The organism is Pseudomonas sp. AU11447, from assembly GCF_001672555.2.
Classification (GTDB): Bacteria; Pseudomonadota; Gammaproteobacteria; order Pseudomonadales; family Pseudomonadaceae; genus Pseudomonas; species Pseudomonas nitroreducens.
The window spans coordinates 40,677-55,073 of sequence record NZ_LZDG02000089.1 but is presented as its reverse complement, the minus strand read 5'-3'; the positions used below and the strand labels follow the sequence as shown (position 1 = coordinate 55,073).

Below are 14,397 nucleotides of genomic sequence, written 5' to 3'. Positions count from 1 at the left end.
TCAGCGTGAACCTGGCGAGAAAGATCATGGAATTCGAGAAGCTGTTGCGCCTGATGGTGGAAAAGGGTGCCTCCGACCTGTTCATCACAGCGGGCGTACCACCGTCGATGAAGGTCAACGGCAAGGTGTTGCCGGTGACCAAGACCGCGCTGTCGCCGGAGCAGACCCGCGAAACCGTGCTGTCAGTGATGAACGAGCAGCAGCGTCGTGACTTCGCCGAGAACCACGAGTGCAACTTCGCCATCAGCGCCCGCGGCGTCGGTCGTTTCCGCGTCAGCGCTTTCTACCAGCGCAACCTGGTGGGCATGGTGCTGCGTCGCATCGAGACCAACATCCCGACCATCGATGACCTGAAGCTGCCGGAAATCCTCAAGAAGCTGGCAATGACCAAGCGCGGCCTGGTGATCTTCGTCGGCGCCACCGGTACCGGTAAGTCCACCTCGCTGGCGGCGATGATCGGCTACCGCAACAAGAACTCCACCGGCCACATCATCTCCATCGAAGACCCCATCGAGTACATCCACCAGCACCAGGGCTGCATCGTCACCCAGCGCGAAGTGGGCCTGGATACCGATACCTTCGAGGTCGCCCTGAAGAACACCCTGCGCCAGGCGCCGGACGTGATCATGATCGGCGAGGTGCGCTCGCGCGAGACCATGGACCACGCCGTGGCCTTCGCCGAAACCGGCCACCTGTGCCTGGCGACCCTGCACGCCAACAACGCCAACCAGGCGCTGGAGCGGATCATCCACTTCTTCCCCGCTGACCGTCATGGCCAGGTGTGGATGGATCTGTCGCTCAACCTCAAGGCCATCGTCGCCCAGCAACTGGTGCCGACCCCGGACGGGAAGGGCCGCCGCGCGGTGATCGAGGTGCTGCTGAACACCCCGCTGGCCGCCGACCTGATCCGCAAGGGCGAGGTCCACGAACTCAAGCCGCTGATGAAGCGCTCCACCGAGCAGGGCATGCAGACCTTCGACCAGGCGCTGTACCAGCTCTATACTCAGGGCGAGATCACCTACGAAGATGCGCTGGCCTACGCCGACTCGGCGAACGACCTGCGCCTGATGATCAAGCTGGGATCGGAAACCGATGCCGACCACCTGACCACCATGACCCAGGGCCTGACCCTGGAGATGAGCGACGACGATCCCAATCGCCGCTTCCGCTGACCTGAAGAGCCCGCCTAGTGCGGGCTTTTCGTTTATTCTGGCTGCCACGCAACGCAACGGGAGAAAGGCATGTCCGCCAACCCTGATACTCACAGCAAGGTCATCGGCTATCTGCTGTGGATCTTCGGCTTCACCGGCTCGCACCGCTTCTATTACGGCAAGCCGATCACCGGCACCATCTGGTTCTTCACCCTTGGCCTGTTCTTCATCGGCTGGATCATCGACCTGTTCCTCATCCCCTCCATGGATGATGCGGCGGACCAGCGCTACCGCGCCGGCGGTATCGACTACAACGTCGCCTGGATCCTACTGACCTTCCTCGGTGTGTTCGGCGTGCACCGCATGTACATGGGCAAGTGGATCACCGGGATCATCTACCTGTTCACCGGCGGCCTGTTCCTGGTCGGCGTGCTGTACGACTTCTGGACGCTGAACAGCCAGATTTCCGAGCGCAACGGGCCGCAGCGCATCTGATCCTTCTTTTTATGTAGGAGCGAGCTTGCTCGCGAACCGCCCCAGCCTCGGTGCTCGGGATGTTCGCGAGCAAGGACTGGGCGTTCCCCTCGCTCCTGCGAAAAGCCAATGCCGCTCTCTTTCGTCGCGCCGCCTGGCGCGAGCTGTGCCTCCCGCCTAAGGTCAGGAGGACAGTAGCAGGCGCCGCCGGGCGATCCCCATGGCGCCCAGAAGGAGTGGCTGCCATGAGCAACGAATCCCGCCCCGCCGTACTCGACCTGATCGGCAATACCCCCATGGTCCGCGTCACGCGCTTCGATACCGGACCCTGCACCCTGTTCCTCAAACTCGAATCGCAGAACCCCGGCGGCTCCATCAAGGACCGCATCGGCGTCGCCATGATCGAGGCCGCCGAGCGCGATGGCCGGCTCAAGCCCGGTGGTGTGATCGTCGAAGCCACCGCCGGCAACACCGGCCTGGGCCTGGCGCTGGTGGGTCGCGCCAAGGGCTACCGGGTGGTGCTGGTGGTGCCGGACAAGATGTCCACCGAGAAGGTCCTGCACCTGCGCGCCATGGGCGCCGAGGTGCACATCACCCGCTCCGACGTCGGCAAGGGCCACCCCGAGTACTACCAGGACGTTGCTGCGCGGCTGGCCAAGGACCTGCCGAACGCGTTCTTCGCCGACCAGTTCAACAACCCCGCCAACCCGCTAGCGCACGAAACCGGCACCGCCCCGGAAATCTGGGCGCAGGCCGGTCACGACCTCGACGCCGTGGTGGTCGGCGTCGGCTCCGCCGGCACCCTGACCGGCCTGACCCGGTTCTTCCAGAAGGTCCAGCCGGACCTGGAAATGGTCCTGGCCGACCCGGTGGGCTCGATCATGGCCGAGTACTCGCGCTCCGGCGCCATCGGCACGCCCGGTTCCTGGGCGGTGGAAGGCATCGGCGAAGACTTCGTGCCCTCGATCGCCGACCTCTCCAGCGTGCGCCACGCCTACTCCATCAGCGACGAGGAAAGCTTCAGCACTGCCCGCGAGCTGCTGCGCAACGAAGGTATTGCCGCCGGTTCGTCCACCGGCACGCTGCTGGCCGCTGCACTGCGTTTCTGTCGCGAGCAGAAGGAGCCCAAGCGCGTGGTCAGCCTGGTCTGTGACACCGGCACGCGCTACCTCTCGAAGATCTACAACGACCAGTGGATGACCGACCAGGGGCTGCTGCAGCGCAAGCGCTACGGCGACCTGCGCGACATCGTCGCGCGGCGCTTCGAGGAGGGCAGGGTGGTCGCCGTCGGCCCCGGCGACACCCTGCTTACCGCCTTCCAGCGCATGCGCCTGGCGGACATTTCACAGCTCCCCGTGCTCGACGGCCAGCGCCTGGTCGGCGTCATCGACGAGTCCGACATCCTGCTGGGCGTACATGACGACCCGGCGCATTTCCGCAGCGATGTCGCCAGCGCCATGAGCACCGCCCCGGAAACCCTGGCGCCCGGCGCCAGCCTCAAGGAACTCGAAGCCGTGCTGGCACGCGGGCTGGTGGCGATCATCGCCGACGCCTCGAGCTTCCACGGCCTGATCACCCGATTCGACCTGCTCAACCATCTACGGAGGACCCTCGCATGAGCCAGCACGACGACCGCCTCGGTTTCGCCACCCGCGTGATCCACGCCGGGCAGGAGCCGGACCCTTCCACCGGGGCGATCATGCCGCCGATCTACGCCAACTCCACCTACCGCCAGGATAGCCCCGGCGTGCACAAGGGCCTGGACTACGGGCGCTCGCACAATCCCACGCGCTGGGCGCTGGAGCGCTGCGTGGCGGACCTGGAAGGCGGCAGCAAGGCGTTCGCCTTCGCCTCGGGGCTGGCGGCCATCTCGGCGGTGCTGGAGCTGCTCGACGCCGGCTCGCACATCGTCTCCGGCAATGACCTGTATGGCGGCACCTTCCGCCTGTTCGAGCGGGTACGGCGGCGCAGCGCCGGGCACGATTTCCACTTCGCCGACCTTTCCCAGCCCGGCGCGCTGGAGGCGGCACTCACCGACAAGACGCGCATGGTCTGGGTGGAAACCCCGAGCAACCCGCTGCTGCGCCTGACCGACCTGGCCGCTATTGCCCGCACCTGCCGCGAGCGCGGCATCCTCTGCGTGGCCGACAACACCTTCGCCAGTCCGTGGATCCAGCGGCCGCTCGACCTGGGCTTCGACATCGTCGTGCACTCGACCACCAAGTACCTCAATGGCCACTCCGACGTCATCGGTGGCATCGCCATCGTCGGCGACAACCCCGATCTCGCCGAGCGCGTGGGCTTCCTGCAGAACTCCGTCGGCGCCATTGCCGGGCCGTTCGACGCGTTTCTCACCCTGCGCGGCGTGAAGACCCTGGCGCTGCGCATGGAGCGGCACTGCGCCAATGCCCTCGACCTGGCGAAGTGGCTGGAACAGCAGCCGCAGGTGAAGCGCGTGTATTACCCCGGACTGGCCTCGCACCCGCAGCATGAGCTGGCGCGCCGGCAGATGAAGGGCTTCGGCGGGATGATCTCGCTGGACCTGGATACCGACCTGGCCGGCTCGCGGCGCTTCCTGGAGAACGTCCAGTTGTTCGCCCTGGCAGAGAGCCTGGGCGGCGTGGAAAGCCTGATCGAGCACCCGGCGATCATGACCCATGCCAGCATCCCGGCGGAGAACCGCGCGGCGCTGGGGATCGGGGACTCGCTGATTCGGCTATCGGTGGGTGTGGAAGACGTGGAAGACCTGCGCGCCGACCTGGCCAGGGCGCTGGCGATGATCTGACGCGGCGGTCAATCGGCGTATAACGCGAAGCGTTATACGCCCTACGTCTGATTCTCCGCTCCGGAGTGCTTTTCGTAGGAGCGAAGCCGCGCACGCCTGCTCCACCCATCCTACGTTCTGCTGACATACCAAAGGGAAAGCCCGCCAATCGGCGGGCTTTTTCATGGAGCAGTGGAGCTTTACACCGCGTGGACGATATGCCCGTCCACCAGTGTGCAGCGCACCACGCCCGGCAGGCAGTGGCCGAGGAATGGGCAGTTCTGGCCGCGGGAGTGCCAGGTTTCGCCCGCCAGGGTCTGGCCGTCGGCTTCGAACAGCACCACGTCGGCGGCGGCGCCGATCGCCAGCTTGCCGGCCGGCAGGCGCAAGGCGGCGGCCGGGCCGCTGGACAGGCGCGCCAGCAGGGTCGGCAGGTCGAGCAGGCCGTCCTGTACCAGGGTCATGGCCAGCGGCAGCAGCAGTTCGACGCTGCTGATGCCCGGATCGGTCGCGGCGAACGGGGCGTTCTTCGCGTCCTGCTCGTGGGGCTGGTGGTGGCTGGCGATGGCCTGGATCACGCCGCTCTTAACCGCTTCGCGCAGGGCTTCGCGGTCCTTGTGCGAGCGCAGCGGCGGCTGCACGTGGTAGAGGCTGGAGAAGTCCGCCAGTGCTTCGTCAGTCAGGATCAACTGGTACAGCGCCACGTCGGCGGTCACCGGCAGGCCGCGGGCCTGGGCCTGGGCGATCAGCTCAACGCCGCGGGCGCTGGTCAGCTGGCTGAAGTGCGCGCGTACGCCGGACTGTTCGACCAGCAGCAGGTTGCGCGCCAGGGCCACGGTCTCGGCGGTTTCCGGGATGCCGGCCAGGCCGCGGAAGCTGGCGGTCGGGCCTTCGTGGGCGATGCCGCCTTCGGCCAGGTCGTGGTCCTGGGAGGTGAAGATCACCGTGAGGTCGAAGGTCGCCGCGTACTCCAGCGAGCGCAGCAGCACGCGGTTGCTCGCCATCGGCGCCAGGCCGTTGGTGAAGGCCACGCAGCCGGCATCGCGCAGTGCGACCAGCTCGGACAGCTGCTCGCCGGCGAGGCCTTTGGTCAGCGCGCCGATGGGGAAGACCTTGGCATTGCCGGCTTCACGGGCGCGATCGAGGATCAGCTCGGCGACCGCGGAGGTGTCCAGCACCGGCTTGGTCTGTGGCGGGAAGCACAGGCTGGTGACGCCACCGGCGGCGGCGGCGCGGGTTTCGCTTTCGATGTTGCCCTTGCGGCTGTAGCCCGGCTCGCGCAGGGCGACGCTCAGGTCGACCAGGCCGGGCGCGGCGATCAGGCCGGCGGCGTCGATTTCCTGGGCGGCGTGGAAGCCTTCGGGCGCGTCGCCGATGGCGATGATGCGGCCGGCCTCGATGTGCAGGTCGCAGACCTTGTTCAGGCCGCTGGCCGGGTCGATCAGGTGGGCGCCACGAATACTGACGGTCATTGCGCGTCCTCCTGTTCCAGCTGGCGTTGGGCGTTCTGGCCGCTCATGGCCATGGACAGCACGGCCATGCGGATGGCGATGCCGTAGGTGACCTGGTTGAGGATCACCGACTGTTCACCGTCGGCCACGGCGGAGTCGATCTCCACGCCGCGGTTGATCGGGCCGGGGTGCATGACGATGGCATCGGGCTTGGCCAGCTTCAGGCGCTTCTGGGTCAGGCCGTAGAGCTTGAAGAACTCGCCTTCGCTGGGCAGCAGGCCGCCGGCCATGCGCTCGCGCTGCAGGCGCAGCATGATCACCACGTCGACGTCCTTCAGGCCTTCGTCGGCGTTGGTGAAGACCTTCACCCCGTACTGCTCTTCCAGGCCCACCGGCAGCAGGGTGCGCGGGGCGATCACACGGATGTCCGGGCAGCCGAGGGTCTTCAGCGCCAGCATGTCGGAGCGCGCCACCCGCGAGTGCAGGATGTCGCCGACGATAGCCACCGAGAGGTTTTCGAAGTCTCCCTTGTGGCGGCGGATGGTGAGCATGTCGAGCATGCCCTGGGTCGGGTGGCCGTGGCGGCCGTCGCCACCGTTGATCACGGCGACGTTGGGGCTGACGTGCTCGGCGATGAAATGTGCGGCGCCCGAGTCGCTGTGGCGCACGACGAACATGTCGGCAGCCATGGCCTCGAGGTTGCGCAGGGTGTCGGTGAGCGTCTCGCCCTTGCTGGTCGATGAGGTCGACACGTTCAGCGAGATGACGTCGGCGGACAGGCGCTGCGCGGCCAGTTCGAAGGTGGTGCGGGTGCGCGTGGAGTTCTCGAAGAACACGTTGCACACGGTCTTGCCGCGCAGCAGCGGGACCTTCTTCACCGCGCGGGCGCCGACTTCGAGGAAGGAGTCGGCAGTATCGAGGATTTCAGTCAGCAGTTCGCGGGACAACCCGTCGAGCGAGAGGAAGTGGCGCAGCTGGCCCAGGTCGTTGAGCTGCAGCGGGCGCTTGGCGTCGGTCGGCATGTGGCAGGCCCTGAAAGTTGGGGGTGGATGTCCGGGCGCGCGGGGTTACAGCGCGGGGCTGAGAAGCGTGCGCTCGAGGACGAGTGGTGCGGGACCGCGCAATTTTACCCGCTCGTTGGGTGCCAATGACAGGGTTTCGCCGACGACATCCGGGCGAATCGGCAGTTCGCGCTTGTTCAGGTCCACCAGGCTGACCAGGGTCACGCTGGCCGGGCGGCCGTAGTCGAACAGCTCGTTCAGCGCGGCGCGGATGGTCCGGCCGCTCATCAGCACGTCGTCCACCAGGATCAGGTGCTGGCCGTCGATCTCGAAGGGCAGTTCCGACGGACGGACCTGCGGGTGCAGGCCGCTGCGGGTGAAGTCGTCGCGGTAGAAGGAGACGTCGAGGATGCCGAGGATCTCGTCGCTGCCCAGTGCCTTGAGCAGTTCCTGGGCGACCCAGATGCCGCCGGTGTGGATGCCGACGAAGCGTGGCGAGTCGATGCCGCGCTGCGCGAGGTAGTTGCGCAGGTCGGTGGCCATGCGGGGAATGAGTTCGGCGGGGCTTGGCAGGGTCATGACGTCTCCGGTTCGGTTGGCGAGGCCACCCGGCACGGGCGGCCATCGGGGCGGACCGTTCCGGGAAGGAGTGGTCCGGCAAGCTTAGCGGCTTTGGCCCAAGGAGCTCTGCCGCAGGTCAAGCAGGGGTGTTCTCCGCCAGCCAGCCCTCCAGCAGCAGGGCGGCGGCCAGGGCGTCGACCGGGCGCTCGCGGTAGCCGCCCGTCTGGCCCTGGGCCAGGCGTTCGCCCTTGGCGGCGTAGGTGGTCAGGCGTTCGTCATGGGTGTGCACCGGCAGGTTGTAGCGGCCGTTCAGGCGCCGGGCGAACTTTTCGGCGCGTTCGCTCATCTCGCTGGGGGTGCCATCCATGTTCAGCGGCAGGCCGACGACGATGGCGTCGGGTTGCCATTCCTTGATCAGGGCTTCCACGCGGTTCCAGTCCGGCACGCCGTTCTGTGCCTTGAGCACGCAGAGTTCGCGGGCCTGGCCGGTGATGGCCTGGCCGACGGCGACGCCGATCTGCTTGGTGCCGTAGTCGAAGCCCAGGAGCAGGCGCAGGGGTTTGTTGCTCATCAGGCGTGCCCGGCCTGGGCGGTGAGCAGGCTGAGGTTGATCCCCAGGCGCTCGGCGGCCGCCGACAGGCGCTGTTCGGCCGGCACCTCGAAGAGTACCGCAGGGTCTGCCGGGCAGGTCAGCCAGGCGTTGTCGGCCAGTTCGGCTTCCAACTGGCCGGCTTCCCAGCCCGCGTAACCGAGGGTGATCAGGTGCTGGGCGGGGCCGCTGCCGTCGGCGATGGCGAACAGCACGTCCTGGGAAGTGGACAGCGACAGCTCGCCCAGTTCCAGGGTGGCCTGGTAACTGCGTCCGGCGGGGTGCAGGACGAAGCCGCGGTCAGTCTGTACCGGCCCGCCGCTGTAGATGGTCATGCCCTGGCAGCGCACCGGCGGCAGTTCGTCCGGGCGCAGCTGTTCGAGCACGTCGGCGAGGCTCAGGCCGCTGGGGCGATTGATGACCAGGCCCATGGCGCCCTGCTCGTTGTGTTCCACGAGGTAGGTGACCGTCTGGGCGAAGTTGGAGTCCGCCATGTGCGGCATGGCGATGAGGAAATGGTGCTTGAGGTAGCTGGCGGCTGTGCTTTTCATGCCGGCTAGTTTCAGGCCTGGGGGCCAAAGGGACAAGACTTGAAAGCGCCGGCTGAGGTCGGCGGGCGCGCCGGATCAGTTGCTGGACAGGCGATCGCCGCGCTCAAAGCGCCAGGTGCGGATGATTTCCAGGCGGTCGATGTCGTTCAGGTCGCCGGAGAAGGGCGCGAAAGGCGCGGCCAGGCGCACGATGCGCTGGGCGGCCTGGTCCAGGGTGGGCTGGCCGGAGGATTCCAGCACCTGGACTTCATACAGGGAGCCGTCGCGGTTGATCGACACCAGCAGGCGCAGGCTGCCGTAGATGCGCTGGCGGCGGGCTTCGTCCGGGTAGTTGAGGTTGCCGATGCGCTCGATCTTCTTGCGCCATTCCTCTTTATACCAGGCGCCCTTGTCGCGCATGGTCGAGGCGGCGCTCAGGCGGTGGATGCGCGGGCGCTTGGCGTAGGCCTGCTGCTCGCGGGCGAGGTCGGCTTCGAGGCTGGAGATTTCCGCCGAGAGCTGGCTGGAGTCGAACTGCGGCGCCGGCTTGGCGACGGTCTCGGCCTTGGGCGTCTGCTGCTTGGTCTGCACCTTGTCCGGGCGCGGGGTGCGGGTGGCGACGGCGGCCTTGGGCGCTTCCGGGCTCTTGGCCTGGCGCGGGGTGGCTGGCGGGGCGACCTTCTTGACTTCGGTGTCCTGGAACGGTGCCTGCTCGGTGGTCTTGGGGACCGCCTTGTGTTCCAGGGTGCCGCTGCCCTGCTGGTTCATCTGGGCAAGGTAGTCGGCTTTCTCCGGCGCCTTGTCGCTCTTGAAGCTGGCCAGGGTGATTTCCAGCGTCTTGCTCAGCTGGCTGGGCATGGGCATGGTGAAGCCCACGCCCAGCAGCACGGCCACGTGCAGGATGGCCGCAACGAACAGGGTGAAACCCAGACGGTCCGCCGGACGGACGCCGGAGGACACGGGGAAGTCTTGGTGGGTTGCAGCGTTCATTGCGGGTCGCGTAGGCCAGGGTGGGGCGGAAGTCTGCCGACGAGGCTTATAAAAGTCTATGACGCACTGCGCGCCTTGAGCTTTTCGTCGATGACTGCCATCAGTCTCTCACCGATGCGCGTGTCGTAGGCCGCATCGATCTCGCGGATGCAGGTCGGGCTGGTGACGTTGATCTCGGTGAGGTTCTCGCCGATGACGTCGAGGCCGACGAACAGCAGGCCGCGCTTGCGCAGCTCCGGGCCGACCTCCCCGGCGATCCAGCGGTCGCGCTCGGTCAGCGGCTGGGCCACGCCGCGGCCGCCGGCGGCCAGGTTGCCGCGGGTCTCGCCCTGGGCAGGGATGCGCGCCAGGCAATATTCCACCGGCTCGCCGTCGATCATCAGGATGCGCTTGTCGCCGTCCTTGATGGCCGGCAGGTAGCGCTGCGCCATGACCTGCTCCTGGCCGTGGCGGGTCAGGGTCTCGAGGATCACCGAGAGGTTCGGGTCGCCTTCGCGGTGGCGGAAGATCATCGATCCGCCCATGCCGTCCAGGGGTTTGAGAATGATGTCACGATGCTGTGATGCAAACTCGCGCAGAATGTCGGACCGGCGGCTCACCACCGTCGGCGGCGCGCACTGCGGGAAGAGGGTGGCGAAGTATTTCTCGTTGCAGTCGCGCAGGCTCTGCGGCTTGTTGACCACGAGTGTGCCGGCGGCTTCGGCCTGTTCCAGCAGGTAGGTGGAGTAGACGAACTCGTTGTCGAAGGGCGGGTCCTTGCGCATCAGGATCACGTCCAGTTCCGACAGCGGCTGGTCGACCTCCTCTTCCAGTTCGAACCAGTGGGCCGGATCGTAGAACACCTTGAGCGGGCGCATGCGACCGCGGGCGACGTTCTCTTTCTGGTAAAGATCCTGCTGTTCCATATAGAACAGTTGCCAACCACGGGCTTGGGCAGCCAGCAGCATGGCCAGCGAGCTGTCCTTCTTGAAACTGATCTGCGCGATGGGGTCCATCACGATCCCGAGGCGTACGCTCATGGGATGTCCTCCTGGGGGAGTCTGTTGGGCTTGGGGCTGCGACGCAGAGCCGCGCCGAAAAGGCTGAAAATGGACGCTCAGGGTGGCGCTGGATGTGCGCTCGGTCAAGGAAAAAGCCTGCTTGTTCCGGGTCTTATGGCCTGAATTTGCTGGGCGTGGTAAAGATTCTGACGATTGTGGTAAAAGGTTCCCACGATTGGGTCGCAGCCCGACGGTGGCAGGGCGCTAGCGCACTGAAATAAAAAGCGGAAAAAACGACTCACCGAGATGGTAAGGGCGAACATGGAACAGCATTCCGACGGTTTGAAAGTAATGGTGATCGACGATTCCAAGACGATTCGTCGCACGGCTGAAACCCTGCTGAAGAAGGTCGGCTGCGATGTCATTACAGCCATCGACGGCTTCGACGCGCTGGCCAAGATCGCCGATACCCATCCCAGCATCATCTTTGTCGACATCATGATGCCGCGCCTGGATGGCTATCAGACCTGCGCCCTGATCAAGAACAATAGTGCCTTCAAATCCACGCCGGTGATCATGCTGTCCTCCAAGGACGGCCTGTTCGACAAGGCCAAGGGTCGCATCGTCGGTTCCGATCAGTACCTCACCAAGCCCTTCAGCAAGGAAGAACTGCTCGGCGCGATCAAGACCCATGTGCCCGACTTCACCCCGGTGGAGCACGCTTCCTGAAGTCCGGCGCGAGCGCCGGTGACGCCTATTCCGTATGGGGACCACAATGGCTCGAATTCTGATTGTTGATGACTCGCCGACCGAGATGTACAAGCTGACCGCGATGCTGGAAAAGCACTCGCACCAGGTACTCAAGGCCGAAAACGGCGCCGACGGCGTGGCCCTGGCTCGCCAGGAAAAGCCGGACGTCGTCCTGATGGACATCGTCATGCCCGGCCTGAACGGCTTCCAGGCGACCCGTCAGCTGTCCAAGGACCCGGAAACCAGCGCCATTCCGGTGATCATCGTCACCACCAAGGACCAGGAGACCGACAAGGTCTGGGGCAAGCGCCAGGGCGCTCGCGACTACCTGACCAAGCCGGTGGACGAAGAAACACTGCTCAAGACCATCAATTCGGTGCTGGCCGGCTGATACAGCCGTACCTGCACGTACCGAACATAATTATTAGAGAAGGCCAGGGCCGGCATGGCGGAAGTCCAGAGTCCTTTCGAGGTTCTCGTCCAGATCGATCAGCGCTGTCGGCAGCTGGCTGCGGGCCTGCCCGCCCAGCGCGAGGTGGTGCAGAGCTGGAACGGCATCGGCTTTCGCATGGCTGGGCGCCTGTTCGTGGCGCCCATGGGGGAGGTCGGCGAGGTTCTTCACGAGCCGCGCTACACACTGCTGCCCGGCGTCCGTGACTGGGTGAAGGGGGTCGCCAACGTGCGCGGCCGCCTGCTGCCGATCATGGACCTGTGCGGCTTCCTCGGCGCGGAGCTGTCGCCTCTGCGCAAGCAGCGGCGCGTGCTCGTCGTGGAACACCAGGAAGTCTTCGCCGGCCTCATCGTCGATGAGGTGTTCGGCATGCAGCACTTCCCGGTGGATACCTTCTCCGAGCAGTTGCCGCCCCTCGAAGCGGTCCTGCAGCCCTTTATTCATGGCGTCTTCCATCGGGAGCAACCCTGGCTCGTGTTCAGCCCGCATGCGCTGGCTCAGCACCCGGGGTTCCTGGATGTCGCCAGCTAGAGTTTGACCGGTTGGGCCGGCATTGCCGGCCCTTGTTGTGACATGGAAACCGTAATCGTGGTGGGTCCAGGCGGGGGCCGAATATGAAAAATATAAAGGCAGGCAGTCTTTTCTCGGGGGCGCGTAGCAGCTCGCTGATCCTCGGACTCTTCGTGGTCCTGATCGTGGCGATCGTCTTGCTGTTCGCCAACTTCGCTTACCTGAACAAGCAGGCGGACCACGACAAGCAGTACATCGGCCACGCCGGCGAGCTGCGCGTGCTGTCCCAGCGTATCGCCAAGAACGCCACGGAAGCCGCGGCGGGCAAGGGCGAGGCGTTCAAGCTGCTCAAGGAAGCGCGCAACGACTTCGAGAAGCGCTGGAACATCCTTTCCAAGGGTGACGAAAGCACCGGCCTGCCGCCGAGCCCGGATTCGGTACAACCGCAGATGGCGGATGTGCAGAAGGACTGGGACACCCTGCGCAAGAACGCCGACTCCATCCTCGCCAGCGAACAGACCGTACTGTCCCTGCACCAGGTGGCCGCGACCCTCGCCGAAACCATCCCGCAGCTGCAGGTGGAGTACGAAGAGGTCGTCGACATCCTGCTGGAGAACGGCGCCCCGGCCGACCAGGTCGCGGTAGCCCAGCGCCAGTCGCTGCTGGCCGAACGTATCCTCGGCTCGGTGAACAAGGTGCTCGCCGGTGACGAGAACTCCGTGCAGGCCGCCGACAGCTTCGGCCGTGACGCCAGCCTCTTCGGCCGCGTACTCAAGGGCATGAAGGAAGGCAACGCGGCGATGAGCATCTCCAAGGTGACCAACGCCGAGGCCGTTGACCGCCTCAACGAGATTGCCGAGCTGTTCGAATTCGTTTCCGGCTCGGTGGACGAGATCCTCGAGACCTCCCCGGAACTGTTCCAGGTCCGTGAGGCTGCCAACACCATCTTCGGCGGTTCGCAGACCCTGCTCGACAAGGCCTCCAACCTCGCCAACGGCTTCGAGAACCTGGCCGAAGGCCGTGTGTTCAACCAGGTCGCCAGCGTGGCGCTGGGCATCCTCGCCCTGGGCGCGATCATCCTCATCGGCCTGGTGATGGTGCGTGAAACCAACCGCCGGCTGGCCGAGACCGCCGAGAAGAACGAACGTAACCAGGCGGCGATTCTGCGACTGCTCGACGAAATCGCCGACCTCGCCGACGGTGACCTGACGGTAGCCGCGACCGTGACCGAGGACTTCACCGGTGCGATCGCGGACTCCATCAACTACTCCATCGACCAGCTCCGCGAGCTGGTGGAAACCATCAACCTGACAGCCGTGCAGGTGGCCGCCGCCGCCCAGGAAACCCAGGCCACCGCCATGCACCTGGCCGAGGCTTCCGAGCACCAGGCCCAGGAAATCGCCGGCGCCTCCGCTGCAATCAACGAAATGGCCGTGTCCATTGACCAGGTATCGGCGAACGCCTCCGAGTCCTCGGCGGTAGCGGAACGTTCCGTAGCCATCGCCAACAAGGGCAACGAAGTGGTGCACAACACCATCACCGGCATGGACAACATCCGTGAGCAGATCCAGGACACCTCGAAGCGGATCAAGCGCCTCGGTGAATCGTCCCAGGAGATCGGTGACATCGTAAGCCTGATCAACGACATTGCCGACCAGACCAACATCCTCGCCCTGAACGCCGCGATCCAGGCGTCCATGGCGGGCGACGCGGGCCGCGGCTTCGCCGTGGTAGCGGACGAAGTACAGCGACTGGCGGAACGTTCCTCCGCGGCGACCAAGCAGATCGAAGCGCTGGTGAAGACCATTCAGACCGACACCAACGAAGCGGTGATCTCGATGGAACAGACCACCTCCGAGGTGGTACGCGGTGCCCGCCTGGCGCAGGACGCCGGTGTGTCCCTGGAAGAGATCGAGAAGGTATCCAAGACCCTGGCAGCGTTGATCCAGAACATTTCCAACGCCGCCCGTCAGCAGGCCTCCTCCGCTGGCCACATTTCCAACACCATGAACGTGATCCAGGAGATCACCTCGCAGACCTCCGCCGGTACCACCGCCACCGCGCGCAGCATTGGCAACCTGGCCAAGATGGCCGGCGAGATGCGTCACTCCGTATCCGGCTTCAAACTGCCGGACACCGCCGAACAGGCCTGAGCAGAGGAGGTGCGCTGCTCTTCACCGGGTAGCGCATGACAG

At 65.6% G+C, this 14,397-nt stretch carries 15 protein-coding genes; 8 read left to right on the top strand and 7 right to left on the bottom strand.

Annotated features, from left to right (window positions below):
* Nucleotides 1-26: 26 nt before the first annotated feature.
* From pilU to A6723_RS28010, 4 genes are all read left to right on the top strand, one after another.
* On the top strand, nt 27-1,172 hold the full coding sequence (gene pilU / locus A6723_RS28025; RefSeq protein WP_024766757.1) for a type IV pilus ATPase PilU: 1,146 nt from the start codon (nt 27-29) through the stop codon (nt 1,170-1,172).
* Nucleotides 1,173-1,241: 69 nt separating this feature from the next.
* Nucleotides 1,242-1,646 carry a TM2 domain-containing protein gene (locus A6723_RS28020; protein WP_054907821.1) on the top strand — a complete coding sequence of 135 codons (405 nt, stop codon included), beginning with the start codon at nt 1,242-1,244 and terminating at the stop codon, nt 1,644-1,646.
* A gap of 224 nt (nt 1,647-1,870) precedes the next feature.
* Nucleotides 1,871-3,244: a cystathionine beta-synthase gene (locus A6723_RS28015; protein ID WP_054907822.1), complete on the top strand. Its 1,374-nt coding sequence runs from the start codon at nt 1,871-1,873 to the stop codon at nt 3,242-3,244.
* Nucleotides 3,241-4,410 carry a PLP-dependent aspartate aminotransferase family protein gene (locus tag A6723_RS28010; protein ID WP_054907823.1) on the top strand — a complete coding sequence of 390 codons (1,170 nt, stop codon included), beginning with the start codon at nt 3,241-3,243 and terminating at the stop codon, nt 4,408-4,410. Before A6723_RS28015 ends, A6723_RS28010 begins: the two co-directional genes overlap by 4 nt.
* A gap of 179 nt (nt 4,411-4,589) precedes the next feature.
* Here A6723_RS28010 and A6723_RS28005 read toward each other — a convergent pair whose 3' ends face one another.
* From A6723_RS28005 to gshB, 7 genes are all read right to left on the bottom strand, one after another.
* Complete coding sequence (locus A6723_RS28005) at nt 4,590-5,861, bottom strand: dihydroorotase (RefSeq protein ID WP_054907824.1); 1,272 nt, start codon at nt 5,859-5,861, stop codon at nt 4,590-4,592.
* Nucleotides 5,858-6,862 (bottom strand): aspartate carbamoyltransferase catalytic subunit, encoded by a 1,005-nt coding sequence (locus A6723_RS28000; protein WP_037013504.1) that lies wholly within the window; start codon nt 6,860-6,862, stop codon nt 5,858-5,860. The genes A6723_RS28005 and A6723_RS28000 overlap by 4 nt, the downstream gene beginning before the upstream one ends.
* 45 nt (nt 6,863-6,907) lie before the next feature.
* A complete protein-coding gene (gene pyrR, locus A6723_RS27995; RefSeq protein ID WP_024766241.1) occupies nt 6,908-7,420 on the bottom strand; it encodes a bifunctional pyr operon transcriptional regulator/uracil phosphoribosyltransferase PyrR in 513 nt (170 codons plus the stop codon).
* 118 nt (nt 7,421-7,538) lie between these two features.
* Entirely contained in the window at nt 7,539-7,976 is a 438-nt protein-coding gene (ruvX, locus tag A6723_RS27990; protein WP_139093088.1) for a Holliday junction resolvase RuvX, read from the bottom strand.
* Nucleotides 7,973-8,542 carry a YqgE/AlgH family protein gene (locus A6723_RS27985; protein ID WP_054907826.1) on the bottom strand — a complete coding sequence of 190 codons (570 nt, stop codon included), beginning with the start codon at nt 8,540-8,542 and terminating at the stop codon, nt 7,973-7,975. The genes ruvX and A6723_RS27985 overlap by 4 nt, the downstream gene beginning before the upstream one ends.
* 75 nt (nt 8,543-8,617) lie before the next feature.
* Entirely contained in the window at nt 8,618-9,511 is an 894-nt protein-coding gene (locus tag A6723_RS27980; protein ID WP_024766239.1) for an energy transducer TonB, read from the bottom strand.
* Between the two features lie 56 nt (nt 9,512-9,567).
* Complete coding sequence (gene gshB / locus A6723_RS27975) at nt 9,568-10,530, bottom strand: glutathione synthase (RefSeq protein ID WP_054907827.1); 963 nt, start codon at nt 10,528-10,530, stop codon at nt 9,568-9,570.
* Between the two features lie 282 nt (nt 10,531-10,812).
* Here gshB and pilG point away from each other — a divergent pair, with 282 nt between their 5' ends.
* The 4 genes from pilG to A6723_RS27955 all read left to right on the top strand — a co-directional run bounded on the left by pilG (nt 10,813) and on the right by A6723_RS27955 (nt 14,355).
* Nucleotides 10,813-11,220 carry a twitching motility response regulator PilG gene (pilG, locus tag A6723_RS27970; protein ID WP_015475142.1) on the top strand — a complete coding sequence of 136 codons (408 nt, stop codon included), beginning with the start codon at nt 10,813-10,815 and terminating at the stop codon, nt 11,218-11,220.
* A gap of 46 nt (nt 11,221-11,266) precedes the next feature.
* Nucleotides 11,267-11,632, top strand: a complete 366-nt coding sequence (gene pilH, locus A6723_RS27965) for a twitching motility response regulator PilH (protein ID WP_024766237.1) — start codon at nt 11,267-11,269, stop codon at nt 11,630-11,632.
* Between the two features lie 54 nt (nt 11,633-11,686).
* Nucleotides 11,687-12,223, top strand: a complete 537-nt coding sequence (locus tag A6723_RS27960) for a chemotaxis protein CheW (protein WP_017520132.1) — start codon at nt 11,687-11,689, stop codon at nt 12,221-12,223.
* Between the two features lie 83 nt (nt 12,224-12,306).
* On the top strand, nt 12,307-14,355 hold the full coding sequence (locus A6723_RS27955) for a methyl-accepting chemotaxis protein (protein WP_054907828.1): 2,049 nt from the start codon (nt 12,307-12,309) through the stop codon (nt 14,353-14,355).
* Nucleotides 14,356-14,397 lie beyond the last annotated feature (42 nt).

Bases quoted from the DNA above. Each gene is read 5' to 3' on its own strand.
- pilG (WP_015475142.1), top strand. From the start codon at position 10,813: ATGGAACAGCATTCCGACGGTTTGAAAGTAATGGTGATCGACGATTCC.
- A6723_RS27960 (WP_017520132.1), top strand. From the start codon at position 11,687: ATGGCGGAAGTCCAGAGTCCTTTCGAGGTTCTCGTCCAGATCGATCAG.
- A6723_RS28000 (WP_037013504.1), bottom strand. From the start codon at position 6,862: ATGCCGACCGACGCCAAGCGCCCGCTGCAGCTCAACGACCTGGGCCAG.
- A6723_RS28010 (WP_054907823.1), top strand. From the start codon at position 3,241: ATGAGCCAGCACGACGACCGCCTCGGTTTCGCCACCCGCGTGATCCAC.
- A6723_RS27980 (WP_024766239.1), bottom strand. From the start codon at position 9,511: ATGAACGCTGCAACCCACCAAGACTTCCCCGTGTCCTCCGGCGTCCGT.
- pilH (WP_024766237.1), top strand. From the start codon at position 11,267: ATGGCTCGAATTCTGATTGTTGATGACTCGCCGACCGAGATGTACAAG.
- gshB (WP_054907827.1), bottom strand. From the start codon at position 10,530: ATGAGCGTACGCCTCGGGATCGTGATGGACCCCATCGCGCAGATCAGT.
- A6723_RS28020 (WP_054907821.1), top strand. From the start codon at position 1,242: ATGTCCGCCAACCCTGATACTCACAGCAAGGTCATCGGCTATCTGCTG.
- A6723_RS28005 (WP_054907824.1), bottom strand. From the start codon at position 5,861: ATGACCGTCAGTATTCGTGGCGCCCACCTGATCGACCCGGCCAGCGGC.
- A6723_RS27955 (WP_054907828.1), top strand. From the start codon at position 12,307: ATGAAAAATATAAAGGCAGGCAGTCTTTTCTCGGGGGCGCGTAGCAGC.
- pyrR (WP_024766241.1), bottom strand. From the start codon at position 7,420: ATGACCCTGCCAAGCCCCGCCGAACTCATTCCCCGCATGGCCACCGAC.
- A6723_RS27985 (WP_054907826.1), bottom strand. From the start codon at position 8,542: ATGAAAAGCACAGCCGCCAGCTACCTCAAGCACCATTTCCTCATCGCC.
- A6723_RS28015 (WP_054907822.1), top strand. From the start codon at position 1,871: ATGAGCAACGAATCCCGCCCCGCCGTACTCGACCTGATCGGCAATACC.
- pilU (WP_024766757.1), top strand. From the start codon at position 27: ATGGAATTCGAGAAGCTGTTGCGCCTGATGGTGGAAAAGGGTGCCTCC.